This window comes from Acidimicrobiia bacterium (assembly GCA_036396535.1).
In the GTDB taxonomy this organism is placed as follows: Bacteria; Actinomycetota; Acidimicrobiia; order Spongiisociales; family UBA5794; genus DASWKR01.
This window is the reverse complement of sequence record DASWKR010000033.1, coordinates 13,517-27,150: the sequence shown is the minus strand read 5'-3', so window position 1 is coordinate 27,150 and position 13,634 is coordinate 13,517. Positions and strand designations below refer to the sequence as shown.

12 protein-coding genes are annotated in these 13,634 nt (G+C 68.6%); all 12 read left to right on the top strand.

Going from position 1 to position 13,634, the window contains the following annotated elements:
• Positions 1–4 precede the first annotated feature (4 nt).
• Positions 5–1,195, top strand: coding sequence for a glycosyltransferase family 87 protein (locus VGC47_05825; GenBank protein ID HEX9854810.1), 1,191 nt, complete (start codon positions 5–7; stop codon positions 1,193–1,195).
• Positions 1,192–1,953, top strand: a complete 762-nt coding sequence (locus VGC47_05820; protein ID HEX9854809.1) for a dolichyl-phosphate beta-glucosyltransferase — start codon at positions 1,192–1,194, stop codon at positions 1,951–1,953. Before VGC47_05825 ends, VGC47_05820 begins: the two co-directional genes overlap by 4 nt.
• 86 nt (positions 1,954–2,039) lie before the next feature.
• The gene (uvrA, locus tag VGC47_05815; GenBank protein HEX9854808.1) at positions 2,040–4,865 is read left to right on the top strand and encodes an excinuclease ABC subunit UvrA; all 2,826 of its coding nucleotides are present in this window, start codon (positions 2,040–2,042) and stop codon (positions 4,863–4,865) included.
• Between the two features lie 99 nt (positions 4,866–4,964).
• Positions 4,965–6,185, top strand: a complete 1,221-nt coding sequence (locus VGC47_05810; protein HEX9854807.1) for a glycosyltransferase family 87 protein — start codon at positions 4,965–4,967, stop codon at positions 6,183–6,185.
• Positions 6,182–6,970 carry a methyltransferase domain-containing protein gene (locus VGC47_05805; protein HEX9854806.1) on the top strand — a complete coding sequence of 263 codons (789 nt, stop codon included), beginning with the start codon at positions 6,182–6,184 and terminating at the stop codon, positions 6,968–6,970. Before VGC47_05810 ends, VGC47_05805 begins: the two co-directional genes overlap by 4 nt.
• A 19-nt stretch (positions 6,971–6,989) precedes the next feature.
• Positions 6,990–7,238, top strand: coding sequence for a hypothetical protein (locus tag VGC47_05800; GenBank protein ID HEX9854805.1), 249 nt, complete (start codon positions 6,990–6,992; stop codon positions 7,236–7,238).
• Positions 7,239–7,284: 46 nt separating this feature from the next.
• Complete coding sequence (gene uvrC / locus VGC47_05795; protein ID HEX9854804.1) at positions 7,285–9,147, top strand: excinuclease ABC subunit UvrC; 1,863 nt, start codon at positions 7,285–7,287, stop codon at positions 9,145–9,147.
• Entirely contained in the window at positions 9,144–9,614 is a 471-nt protein-coding gene (locus tag VGC47_05790; GenBank protein HEX9854803.1) for an MGMT family protein, read from the top strand. The genes uvrC and VGC47_05790 overlap by 4 nt, the downstream gene beginning before the upstream one ends.
• On the top strand, positions 9,607–10,476 hold the full coding sequence (rapZ, locus tag VGC47_05785; protein HEX9854802.1) for an RNase adapter RapZ: 870 nt from the start codon (positions 9,607–9,609) through the stop codon (positions 10,474–10,476). Before VGC47_05790 ends, rapZ begins: the two co-directional genes overlap by 8 nt.
• Positions 10,473–11,450: a uridine diphosphate-N-acetylglucosamine-binding protein YvcK gene (gene yvcK / locus VGC47_05780; protein HEX9854801.1), complete on the top strand. Its 978-nt coding sequence runs from the start codon at positions 10,473–10,475 to the stop codon at positions 11,448–11,450. The genes rapZ and yvcK overlap by 4 nt, the downstream gene beginning before the upstream one ends.
• Positions 11,451–11,460: 10 nt before the next feature.
• Entirely contained in the window at positions 11,461–12,453 is a 993-nt protein-coding gene (gap, locus tag VGC47_05775) for a type I glyceraldehyde-3-phosphate dehydrogenase (protein HEX9854800.1), read from the top strand.
• Between the two features lies 1 nt (position 12,454).
• Positions 12,455–13,633, top strand: coding sequence for a phosphoglycerate kinase (locus VGC47_05770; protein ID HEX9854799.1), 1,179 nt, complete (start codon positions 12,455–12,457; stop codon positions 13,631–13,633).
• Position 13,634: the final 1 nt, after the last annotated feature.

Genomic DNA, 13,634 nt, shown 5'->3' with positions numbered 1-13,634 from the left:
GGTCATGCAGCACACGGACGAGACCACCCAGCCGACGGCTGCGGCCGGGTTGGCGGCAAGGCTGGAGCGCTACGCCGCCATCGTCTCTGCGACGCTGGTCGCCGTCGTCGTGGTGGCCGCCGTGGCCAGCGGGTCGGACGCCTCCGGGCAGGTCGGGGGCGACTACCCGGCGTTCTACGGAGCCGGACGGATCGTCGTGGAGGGAGACGGCGCCATCCTCTACGACGCGGCGCGCCAGGCCACGGAGCAGCGCGGCCTGCTCGAGGACCCCAACGGCTACCTGTACTTCGCATACCCCCCGTTCGCCGCGGCGGGTTACGCCGCCCTCGCCGTCGTGCCGTACAACTGGTCCGTTGCGCTCCACACACTGCTGATGGTGGCGGCGCTCGGCCTGGCGGTCAGGTTGGCGTCTGCCTGGGTACCGTTCATCGCCCGTCACCCGCGGGTGTCCTTCGCGATCGCGCTGTTCTTCTACCCGATGCTCCGGGCGGTCATCGGCGGCCAGAACACCGCCCTCACCCTGGTGTTGTTGTGCGCCGCCGCCCGGCTCGAGCAGGTCGGCAGGCCGGAGCTGGCGGGAGTCGCCGTCGCCGGGCTCCTCTACAAACCCCAGTTCGGCGTGCCGTTGGCCCTGCTCGTGATGGCGGCAGGGAGATGGCGCGTGCTTCGGGGGTGGCTGGCGGCGAGCGTCGCTCTCTACGTTGTCGGCGCGGCGGTTTCCGGCTGGGGTTGGCCATCGGAGTGGTGGAGCAACGCGTCGAGCTTCGCCGACGAGAACGTCGCCGCCAACGGGGGCCTCTTCGTCTCGTTGCCGGGTCTCGTATCGCACCTGGCGCCCGACAGCGGCGCCGCGGCGCTCGCCGGGTGGGTGTGGACCATCGGAGTGGGCCTGGCGGCCGCCGCCTTCTGGCGGTGGCGGCCCCACCTGGTCGTCTGGCGTCATGCGGTGGCCGCCGCGGCGCTCGTCGCCGTCACTCCGCAGCCGCTCTACTACGAGGTCGGCCTGCTGCTCTTCCCGGTTGCTCTCGTTGCAACGGCGACGGGCCGAGGTGCCCTGTTGGCGGGTTTCTGGGTCCTGGGTGCGGCCGAGCTGCTCGACGGGATCACGGGCTTCAGTCCGCTGGCGATCGTGACGATGGCGGTTGCTTGCGGGGTCGCAGTGACCGCCGCCGCCAGAACCGAGGCTGTTTCGTGACGGACCTGTCGATCGTCGTTCCCGCGTACAACGAGGCGAAGCGATTGCCGCCGACGCTCGAATCCATCGTCGACTTCGCGGGACGGCAGCGTCGCTCCGTCGAAGTGATCGTCGTCGACGACGGATCGACGGACGGCACGGCCGCCGCGGCCGAGGCGTTCCGCGGTCGTCTGCCCGCACTGCGCGTGATCCGGCTCGATCGCAACGCCGGCAAGGGGAAGGCGGTGCGCGTCGGCATGCTGGCGGCCACCGGCGACCTGCGCCTGTTCGCCGACGCCGACGGAGCCACCCCGATGGCGGAGCTCACGAAGCTCGAAGAGGGGCTCGTGGCTGCCGGCGGCCGCGGGGTCGCCTTCGGGTCGATCGCAGGAGGCGAGCACGTCGAGCGAGGGGAGTCTGCCGTTCGCTCAGTGGCGGGCCGGGCCGGCAACTGGATGATCCAGCGTCTCGTGCTGAGCGGCGTCCGGGACTCGCAGCGCGGCTTCAAGCTCTTCTCCGGCGATGCCGCAGACGACCTGTTCGGCCGGAGCGTCATCGACGGGTGGGGCTTCGACGTCGAGATCCTCGCTCTGGCGCGGCGAGGCGGGTACGCGCTCGTCGAGGTTCCGACACGTTGGATCCACGATCCGGACACCAGGGTCACCGCCGTGTCGTATCTGACCACGCTGTGGGAGGTGCTCCGGGTCAAGTGGCGGATGCGGCGCGGAGATTACGACGCCGCGCCACGCCCGGCGGCGCGGCGAAGTACGTCGATGTAATTCCTGTCACAGGCCGTCACTACACTCCGGGCCTCCCGGCGCTGCGCAGGGAACGGCAGCGGCAGGAACCGCAGGCGGAGGACACGGTGGCCATCGACTCGATCGTCGTTCGCGGCGCTCGTGAGCACAACCTCAAGGGAATCGACCTCGAGCTGCCGCGCGACCAGCTCATCGTCTTCACGGGCATCTCCGGCTCCGGCAAGTCCTCTCTGGCGTTCGACACCATCTACGCCGAGGGGCAGAGACGGTACGTCGAGAGCCTCTCGGCGTACGCCAGGCAGTTCCTCGGGCAGATGGAGAAGCCGGACGTCGATTTCATCGAGGGCCTCTCGCCTGCCATCTCCATCGACCAGAAGACCGCCAGCCGGAACCCGCGCTCGACGGTCGGCACGGTCACGGAGGTGCACGACTACATGCGACTGCTCTTCGCCAGGATCGGCATCCCGCACTGCCCGAACGACGGGACCCCGGTGACGCGCCAGACGCCGCAGCAGATCGTCGACCAGGTGCTGGCGCTCTCGGAGGGCACCCGCTTCCAGGTGCTGGCCCCGATGGTGCGCGGCAGGAAGGGCGAGTACGAGGTGCTGCTGAAGGACCTCGCCAAAGACGGCTTCAGCCGGGCTCGCATCGACGGCGAGGTGCGCGACCTCACCGAGGACATCAAGCTCGACCGCTACTTCCAGCACACCATCGAGGTCGTCGTCGACCGGCTCGTCAGCAAGCGAGGGATCGAGCGCCGGCTCACGGATTCGCTCGAGACCGCCCTCCGCCTCGCCGACGGCGTCGCCCTGATCGACATCGTCGACGGGGCGCCGCTGACGTTCAGCCAGCATTTCGCCTGCCCGAAGTGCGGCCTCTCGTTCGAAGACCTGCAGCCCAGGAACTTCTCGTTCAATAGCCCGTACGGGGCATGCCAGGTGTGCAGCGGCATCGGCACCCGCTACCAGGTCGATCCCGACCGCGTCGTGCCCCAGCCGGACAAGTCGCTCGCCGACGGAGCGGTGGCGCCCTGGGCCGGACGGCACCGGATGCGCTACTACCAGCGACTGCTCGGCGCCGTCGCCGAAGCCGAGGGCATCGACATGGAGGCCCCGTTTCACTCGCTGACGCCGTCCCAACGCCGGCTGATCCTCGAGGGCGACGCCGCCGGCCACTACACGGTGCGCTACCAGAACCGATTCGGGAGGCGCAGGCAGTACACCGCATCGTACGAGGGAGCGGTGCCATGGCTGGAGCGCCGCTACCGGGACGCCGAGTCCGAGAGCGCCCGAGAGGCGTACCAGCAGTTCATGGCCGAGGTGCCATGCTCGGCATGCGGAGGAGGAAGGCTCAACCCGGTGTCGCTGGCGGTGACCGTGGGGGGTAGGAGCATCTTCGACCTGTCGTCGCTGCCGCTTCGCAAGACGATCGACTTCTTCGACGACGTCGCCCTCTCGGACAGGGAGTGGGCGATTGCCCGCCTCGTCGTCAAGGAGATCAGATCGCGCCTGGCGTTCCTCGTCGACGTCGGCCTCGACTATCTCACCCTGATGCGCTCGGCGGCCACCCTGGCGGGTGGCGAGGCTCAGCGGATACGCCTCGCCACCCAGATCGGCTCCGGTCTCGTCGGCGTCCTCTACATCCTCGACGAGCCGTCGATCGGCCTCCACCAGCGCGACAACCACCGGCTCATCGAGACGCTGCTGCGACTCAGGGACCTCGGGAACACGCTCATCGTGGTCGAGCACGACGAGGAGACGATCCGGGTTGCCGACCACATCGTCGACATCGGTCCCGGCGCAGGAGAGCACGGCGGGGGCATCGTCGCCGAAGGCAAGCTCGACGACATCATCGCCGAGCCGCGGTCGATCACGGGCGACTACCTGGCGCGGAGGCGTTCCATCCCGCTGCCGGAAGTCCGCCGCAACGGGTCGGGACAGTCGATCACCATCGTCGGCGCCTCCGAGAACAACCTCAAAGGCATCGACGTCGGGTTCCCGCTCGGCAAGCTCGTCGCCGTGACGGGCGTGTCGGGCAGCGGTAAGTCGTCGCTCGTCGAGCAGATCTTGTCGAGGAGCCTCCACGCCGCGCTGCACGGCTCGCGGGCGCAGCCCGGCAAGCACCGCAAGCTCATGGGTGTGCATCACATCGACAAGGTGATCGACATCGACCAGTCGCCGATCGGGCGGACACCGCGATCGAACCCCGCCACGTACACCAAGGCGTTCGATCGCATCAGAGAGCTCTTCGCGGCGACTCCCGACGCCAGGATGCGCGGCTACAAGCCTGGACGGTTCTCGTTCAACGTTGCCGGGGGCCGCTGCGAGACGTGCAAGGGCGACGGCACGATCAAGATCGAGATGCACTTCCTGCCCGACGTCTACGTGCCATGCGAGACCTGCAAGGGCCGTCGTTACAACCGGGACACCCTCCAGGTGAAGTTCAAGGGCCACTCGATCGCCGACGTGCTCGAGATGTCGATCGAGGAGGCCATGGCCTTCTTCGAGAACCAGCCGCGCATCGCCCGGATCGTCGGCACCCTCTACGACGTCGGCCTCGGCTACGTCAAGCTCGGCCAGCCTGCCCCGACGCTCTCCGGGGGTGAGGCACAACGGGTCAAGTTGTCGTCCGAGCTCGGGAAACGCTCGACCGGGAGCACCTTCTACATCCTCGACGAGCCCACGACCGGCCTCCACTTCGAGGACATCAGGAAGCTGCTCGGGGTGCTGCAGCGCCTCGTCGACGCCGGCAACACCGTCGTCGTCATCGAGCACAACCTGGACGTCGTCAAGTCGGCGGATTGGGTCATCGACCTCGGCCCGGAGGGCGGTGACGAGGGCGGCTTCGTCGTTGCGGCCGGCACGCCCGAGGAGATCGCGGCCGTTCCGGAGTCTTACACGGGCAAGTTCCTGCGCGACCTGCTCGATCACTAGGTCGATCGAGCGACAGCCGGCTTCATCGTGGCGCGGCGCCGGCCGATACTCCCGCTACGTTTCCATCATTCGAACACGGGAGGATCCCCTCTGGTCTCCGTGGATGACGATCGAGGATCCAAGACGGTGGCATGGCGCCTCCAGGCGTACTCGCTCGGCGTCGTCGCCGCCCTCGCCGTCGGCCTCGTCTTCGTGTCCTTCGGCGCGGCGGGCGACGATCGCCCCGACGCCGACGTGGGCGAGGACTACCCGGCCTTCTACGGAGCGGGCCGCATCGCAGCCGATGGCGACTGGGACGAGCTGTGGAGCTTCGACCGCCAGGTCGAGGCGCAAGCTTCCCTGCAGGGAGAGGAGCACGCCGGAGAGGCGCGCTTCTTCGCGTACCCGCCCCAGGTGGCGCTGCTGTACCGGCCGCTCGCCGAGTTGCCGTACCCGGCCTCGTACGCCATCCACTCGCTGCTCATGGGGGCATTCCTGGCGGCCGCGGTGATCCTCGCCCGGCCGATGGTTCCGCTGCTGCAGGGCAGGGTCGTCCCGGCGCTGGCAGCTTCGCTCACGTTCTGGCCGATGCTGAAGAGCGTCACCGGCGGGTCGAACACGGCACTCACCGCTCTGTTGGTCGTCGCCGCGTGGCGTCTGGCGCACGACGACAGGGACGGTGCAGCCGGGCTGGTCCTCTCGCTCCTCCTCTTCAAGCCGCAGTTCGCCATCCCGCTGACCGGGCTGTTCCTGTTGGCGAGGCGGTGGCGGATCGTCGCAGGGGTGGCGGCAGGGTCGGCGCTCTTCTACGGACTCGGCGCTCTGCTCGTCGGACCCGGCTGGGTCGGCGATTGGCTCAGGGTGGCGTCGGACTTCGGACGCCTCGACGCAGAGGTGAACGGGTTCAGCGCGGTTTCGTTCGTCGGGTTCTTCGAGAACGCCCTGGGCGTCGGGGCTCCCGCTGCGATCGCCATCGGGGGCGGTCTCGCGGCGGCAACGGCGCTCGGGCTCTCCTGGCTCTGGCTGCGCAGCCGGGGTCGTCCGCTCGATGTGCTCCTCGCGATCTCGATGCCGGGCATGGTGCTGTTGTCCCTCCACGCCATGTCGCACGACGGCGCCGTCGTGCTCGTCACGTTGGCGGTGATGGCGGCTCACCTCGGGCGCCGCGCCCTGCCGTTCCTTGCGGCGATCTGGGTGGTTTCGGTGTCGCAGACCTGGATCTCGTCGATCGGATTCAGCCCCGGCTTCTTCATATTGCTCGTCGTCCAGTGGTCGGCGATCACCAGCCTCGGACCGCTCGCCCTCGAGGATCGGCCGCCTGCAACCCGTGTCGCCGGATGAGGGACGATCCGTCCGGCGCACCGCCTCCGGGGACGGGCCCGGCATCGATCCCGGAGGAGTGGGCGGCCCTGGCCGGATGGTGGATGCGAGAGGGCGTCGACGACCCGTCCTACTCCGAGGACGTGGTCCCCATGCTCCACGACCTCATCGGAGACCCCGGGGGAAGGGTCCTCGATCTTGGATGCGGCGAAGGCCACATCATGGCGACGTTTCCCGGAGTTGCGGTGCTCGGATGCGACGTGACCCCCGCCCTGCTCTCCGAGGCCAGGTCCGTCGGCCCGGTGATCCGGTGCCGGCTCCCCGACCTCGGCTGGCTCCGCACAGGGTCGATCGAGGCGGCATACGCCGTGTTCGTGTTCGAGCATCTCCCGGACCTCGCAACGATGTTCGAGGAGGCGGGCCGCGTCGTCCGTCCCGGCGGGTCGCTCGTCGTCGTCGCCAACCATCCGGCTTACACGGCCCGAGGGGCCGGCCCGGTGATCGACCAATCCGACGGCGAGGTGTTGTGGCGCTGGGGCCCCTACTTCGAGCACTCCTCGAGCCTCGAGCCGGTCGGCGCGGTGCTCGTCACGTTCTTCCATCGCCCACTGGGCGCCGTCCTCACGACTGCTGCGGAGGCGGGGTGGGACCTGCGCCGGATGGTCGAGATCGGGCTCGGGTCGGCGAGTGTGGCCGGCGACCCCGGGTACGTCGGGCAGGAGCACATGCCACGGATGGTCGGGATGCGGTGGGAGAACGGGCGCTCGCTCAAGACGAGCCGGTGGAATGCCGATGACTCTCAGTAGTCACGGTAGGAGCTGGAACATGCACGAGCATCTCGTTGCGTATGAATACGGGAGCGGCCAGGCCTGGGGTTTCGTGATGGCAGACTCGCCGGAGACGATCGCCCGGCGTCTCCCCGAGGTGGACGTCTACTACGTCGCCCCCCGCTGGTTGACGCACGAAGACCTCGCCGTCCTGCGAGACCACGTCACCGTGGACGTCGCAGATCCCCACGCCCTCGACCACATCCTGCGAGGCAGCGTCGACGGCGCGTTGGCGCTGGTCTCCTGACCGGCGACGCGAACCACGTCGCGCCCGATTCCTAACATCGGGTGCGATGTTCCGGCGCCCGCCACCCTCCGAGATCCCAGACACGCCAGGCGTCTACCTGTTCAGGGACCCGGCGGGCGCCGTGCTGTACGTGGGGAAGGCGAAGTCGCTCCGCAGGCGCCTTGCCAACTACTTCGCCAGCGACCTACAACCTCGCACGCGGGCGATGGTCGATGCCGCCGACTCGGTCGAGTGGATCGTCACCGACTCGGAGGTGGCGGCGCTCATGCTCGAGTACTCCCTCGTCCAAGAGCACAAATCCCGGTTCAACATCCGGCTGCGCGACGACAAGACCTTCCCGTACCTGGCGATAACCCGGTACCAGGAATGGCCGAGGGTGTCGGTCATGCGGGGCAGGCGCAGGAAAGGCGTCCAGTACTTCGGGCCATACGCCCACGCCTACGCCATCAGGCAAACTCGCGACCTCCTGTTGCGGACGTTCCCCATTCGCAGCTGCACCGACTCGAAGTTCGGCACCCACGAGGCGCTCGGCAGGCCGTGCCTCCTCTATCACATCGAGCGCTGCTCGGGGCCCTGCGTCGGTGAGGTCACCCCGGAGGACTACGCCGGGTATGTGGACGGGATGGCGGCCTTCCTCGAGGGGGACAGCGACTCGGTCGTCGCCAAGCTCGAAGCGACGATGAAGTCGGCGGCGGACACCCAAGAATACGAGCGGGCGGCGCGTCTCCGCGACCAGCTCGTGGCGATCCGCAAGGCCCTCGCCCGCCAGGAGCTCATCTCGCAGCGGCGGGAGACCTTCGACCTCGTAGCGCTCGAGGAGGACGACCTCGAAGCGGTGCTCGTCGTGATCAACGTCAAGAAGGGGCGCGTCACCGGCCGCAAGGTCACCGTCATCGACAAGGTCGAGGACGTCACGACGGAGGGCCTCGTCGGGGTCATGCTCGGTCAGCTCTACGGTCCCGAGACTCCTCCGCGGGAGGTCCTCGTCCAGACGCTGCCCGAAGACCACGAGATTTGGGAGCAATGGCTCACGCTGCGCAGGACGGATGCTGCCGACGACACGAGAAGCCCGGGGAAGGTGTCGCTGCGCGTCCCGAAACGGGGCGCCAAGCGCCGACTCATGGAGACGGCGAGGGCGAATGCCGCCGAGGAGTTCTCGCGGCACCGTCTGAAGCGCAGCAGCGATCACAACGCCCGGGCGCGGGCGCTGCGCAACCTCCAGGAGCATCTCGAGTTGCCGGCGGCGCCGCTGCGCATCGAGTGTTACGACATATCGACGATTCAGGGTCGCGACACGGTCGGCTCGATGGTGGTGTTCGAGGACGCCCTCGCCAAGAAGAGCGACTATCGGCGGTTCAAGGTGCGCACCGTCGAAGGCCAGGACGACTTCGCTGCCATGGAGGAGGTCCTGCGACGGAGGTTCACTGCCTTCCTCGCCGACGTCGGCCGGCCGATCGAGGAGCGGGGCAAGTTCGCATACTCGCCGTCTCTCGTCATCATCGACGGGGGAGCGGGACAACTCGGCAGGGCCGTCAAGGTGCTCGACGAGCTCGGCCTCGACATCCCGCTGGCCGGCCTCGCCAAGCGGCTCGAAGAGGTCTACCTCCCCGGGAAGCCCGAGCCGCTCGTGATCCCCAGGGGAGAGGAGGCGCTCTACCTCCTGCAACGGGTACGCGACGAGGCCCACCGCTTCGCGATCACGTACCACAGGGCTCTGCGCGGCCGGCGAATGGTCGACTCGGTCCTCGACGGGATCCCAGGCATCGGCCCGACACGCAAGCGGGATCTGTTGCGCCGCTTCGGGTCGCTGAAACGCATACGCGAGGCGGAGGTCGACGAGCTCGCCTCGGTGGTCCCCTCCACCGTCGCCGTCGAGCTGTACGAGGCGCTCCATGGAGGGCAGCTGTGAGCGTTGCCACCTATTCGACGCCGTTCGGCAATGGATGGATCGAGCACGACGCAGGCGACATCGTCCGCCTCGGGCTCCCCGGTGCCGAGCTGGCTGCCCCGGCGGTCCGGGTTCCCGAGCCGATCGCGGCCCTCGTGATCGACCTGGAGCTCTACTGGCGGGGCGAGGGAGGTCTCCCGGTGATGCCGGGCCTCGTGGAGCGGGCCGGGGGCACGGCTCTGCTGCGGGACATCTACCGCACCGTGTCGGCCATACCCGCAGGCTCCACCCTCACCTACTCCGCCGTGGCAGAGCTGTGTGGGTCGCCGAGTCGGGCAAGGGCTGTGGGGGCTGCAATGGCGCGCAACCCGTTCGCTCCCTTGATACCGTGCCACAGGGTCGTCGGCGCCGACGGCTCGCTGCGCGGGTACGGGGGCGGCCTCGACATGAAGAGGTACCTCATCGAGATGGAGCACCGAGGTGGCTGACCCGCGGGTCGTCATCGTCACCGGCATGTCCGGCGCCGGACGGTCCCAAGCGGCCAACGTGCTCGAGGACCTCGGGTACTTCGTCGTCGACAACCTCCCTCCTCCGCTGATCGTCGACGTCGTCGACCGGGCAGGGCTCTTCGAGGGCGCCAGGGAGAAGGTTGCGGTTGTCGTCGACACGAGAGGTGGTGTCACCGCGGCGGACGTCAACGGCGCCATCTTCGGGCTCCTCAGCCGGGGGGTGCCGACCACGGTGCTGTATCTCGACGCAGACGACGACGTGCTCATCCGCCGCTTCGAGGAGACGAGGCGAACCCACCCGGTCAAGGAGGGAACGCTCGCCGAGAAGATCGCCTTCGAGCGGACGTCCCTGGAGGAGATCAGGGGGCTGGCCGACGTCATCGTCGACACCAGCGACCTCAACGTGCACGAGCTGCGCCGCCGTCTCGAGAGCGCCTTCGACGAGGGGAGCCCCGTCAGGCGGATGCGGGTCGACATCGTCTCGTTCGGGTTCAAGCGTGGCATGCCGCGGGTGGCCGACATCCTCTTCGACGTCCGGTTCCTTCCGAACCCTCATTGGATTCCGGAGCTTCGGCCGCTCACGGGGCGGGACCAGCCTGTCAAGGACTACGTCCTCGGCCAGGAGGACGCCATGGAGTTCATCGAGCGGGCTCAGTCCATGCTCGAGTGGCTGGTGCCGCGCTATGTCACCGAGGGCAAGGCGTACCTCACCATCGGGATCGGCTGCACGGGGGGACGCCATCGCTCGGTCGCCATCGCCAACGAGCTCGCCGACCGTCTGGCTCTCGACGCCGTGATCACGGTCAGGCACCGCGACTCGGCTGAGGAGACGCAGGCGTGAGGCCGATCGCCGACCCCGACGTCATGCTCAGGGAGATGGTCGGCGGGCGGGCCGGTCCCCGCGTGGTCGCCATCGGCGGCGGGCACGGACTCGCCCAGGCCCTGCGCGCCGTCACCCATTACGCCGGTGTGACGCACGCCGTGGTCACCGTGGCAGACGACGGAGGGTCCTCCGGCAGGCTCGCTCCCGCCCTCGCCATCCCTCCTCCGGGAGACATCCGGCAGTGCCTCATCGCGCTCACGCCGGAGGACACGGTGTGGCGACGACTGTTCGAGTACCGGTTCGACGGTGCCGACGTGGTTGGCCATTCGCTCGGCAACCTGATCATCGCCTCCCTGGCGGACCTCGAAGGCGACTTCGAGGCGGCGCTGCGTGCATCCGAACGACTCCTCGGATCGGTCGGCTCCGTCGTGCCCGCTTCACCGCAGCGCCTCAGCCTGACGGCGGTCATCGAAGGGACCCCCGTCCATGGTCAAGTGAACATCGCCACCTCCCGCGGCAAGTTGGAGTCCCTGGCCGTCCTCCCGCCCGATGCCGAGGCGAGCCCTTCCGCCGTCGCCGCCATCCAGGCCGCCGACCAGATCGTGCTCGGCCCCGGGAGCCTGTTCACGTCGGTCGTCGCCACGCTGCTGGTGCCGGGCCTCGCCGAGGCTGTCAACGGGTCGGGCGCCCAACTCGTCTACGTGTCGAACATGATGACGCAGGACGGCGAGACCCTCGGCATGGACTGCCGGGAGCACCTCGAGGCGCTGCTCTCCTTCACGGGGCTGCGATCCCCCACTGCTATCGTCGCCAACTCGGAGCCCATCCAGGTCGCTGCACCGCTGGAGGCGCTCCAGGCCGACCCGGAGATCATGCAGACGTATGGTGTGGATACCATCACGAGGGACCTCCTGGACGAGGGCGCCGACTGGCCGCGCCACGATCCGGCGAAGCTCGGCGAGGTCCTGCGGCAGCTGATCTCCGACGACTGAGGAAGGAATCATGAAGGTAGCGATCAACGGGTTCGGGCGGATCGGGCGCAACTTCTTCCGCGCCGCCAAGGGAAACGATTCAGACATCGACATCGTCGCCGTCAACGACCTGACCGACGCCAACATGCTGGCGCACCTCCTCAAGTACGACAGTGTCCACGGGCGCTACGGGGCCCGGATCGAGATCATCGACGGCGATCTCGACGTCGACGGCGACCGTTTCAAGGTCTTCACCGAGCGCGACCCGGCGAACTTGCCGTGGGGCGACCTCGGGGTCGACGTCGTCATCGAGTCGACGGGCATCTTCACGAAACGCGAGGGCGCCGCCAAGCACCTCGAGGCCGGCGCCAAGCATGTCATCGTCAGCGCCCCGGCGGGCGACGCCGACATCAGTATCGTGCTCGGTGTCAACGACGACATGCTCGACCCCGCCGCCCACAAGGTGATCTCGAACGCCTCGTGCACGACGAACTGCATCGCCCCGATGGCCAAGGTGCTCAACGACTCGTTCGGGATAGAGCGCGGCATGTTCACGACGGTGCATGCATACACGAACGACCAGCAGATCCTCGACCTGCCGCACAAGGACTACCGGAGAGCCCGCGCCGCCGCCAGCAACATCATCCCGACTTCGACGGGGGCGGCGAGGGCGATCGGGCTCGTGCTTCCCGAGCTCGACGGGCGCATGGAGGCGGTGGCCATGCGGGTCCCCGTCAACGACGGGTCGATCACCGACCTCGTGGCGACGACGCGAGAGACCGTGACGGTCGACTCGGTGAACGCGGCGTTTCGCGAAGCGGCGGAAGGCGAGCTCAAGGGGATCCTCAGCTACACGGACGAGCCGCTCGTGTCGACGGACATCGTCGGCGATCCCCACTCGTGTGTATTCGACAGCGGACTGACGCTCACGTCGGGCGACACCATGGTGAAGATCTGCGGCTGGTACGACAACGAGTGGGGCTACTCGAGCCGCCTCGTCGATCTGGTGAAGAAGCTCGGCTGACGTGCATCGCCTCAGAACGCTCGACGACCTCGAGCTCGATGGGCGCCGTGTCCTCGTGCGTGCCGACCTCAACGTCCCCCTCGACGGGGGTGAGATCACCGACGACTTCCGGATCGCGGCCACGGTCCCGACGATCGCCGAGTTGCACGGGCGTGGAGCGTCCGTGGTCGTGTGCAGTCACCTGGGGCGACCGAAGGATCGCGAGCCCGGGTTCCGAATGGACCCGGTCGCCAAGCGCCTCGGCGAGCTCGGCGGCTTCCCGGTCGTGAAGTCCGACGAGGTCGTCGGCGACGAGGCGCTCGAGGCGGCAGGGCAGGCGAGGCCAACGGGAACCGTGGCGGTGCTCGAGAACACCAGGTTCGAGCCGGGCGAGACCACGAACGACCCCGGTTTGGCGAGCGGGCTCGCCGCCCTGGCAGACGCCTTCGTGCTGGACGCCTTCGGGTCGGCGCACCGCGCCCACGCATCTACGGTCGGGGTGGCCGAGCTCGTGCCCTCGGCGGCCGGGCCTGTCATGGAGAACGAGGTCGCCGCCCTCGGCAGGCTCCTCGGCGATCCTGATCGTCCGTACATCGTGGTGTTGGGCGGCGCCAAGGTCTCGGACAAGCTCGCTGTCATCAAGCACCTCCTGCCGAGGGTCGACCTGATGCTCGTCGGGGGAGGGATGTGTTTCACCCTTCTGGCGGCCTCTGGCCACGAGATCGGGAACTCGCTCGTCGAGCAGTCGATGCTCGACGAGGTGGAGGACCTGCTCGGGTCCGAGGACGGCGGCAAGCTCATGCTGCCGGTGGACATCGTGGTCGCCGACCGCTTCGCAGAGGACGCCGAGCCGAGCATCGTCGGCGCCACCGCCATCCCACGAGACGCTTTCGGGCTCGACGTCGGGCCGCAGACCGTCGAGCGGTTCGGCAAGGTGATCGCCTCGGGCCGCAGCGTGTTCTGGAACGGCCCGATGGGTGTCTTCGAGTGGGAGGCCTTCCGGGCGGGGACCGCAGGCGTCGCCGAGGCCATCGCCGGCTCCGACGGCTTCACGGTGGTGGGCGGGGGCGACAGCGTCGCCGCATTGCGCCTCCTCCGACTGGACACTTCCGTGACCCACGTGTCGACGGGTGGAGGCGCCGGCCTCGAGATGCTCGAGGGAAAGACGCTTCCGGGCGTCGCCGTGCTCGAGGAGGAGTGAC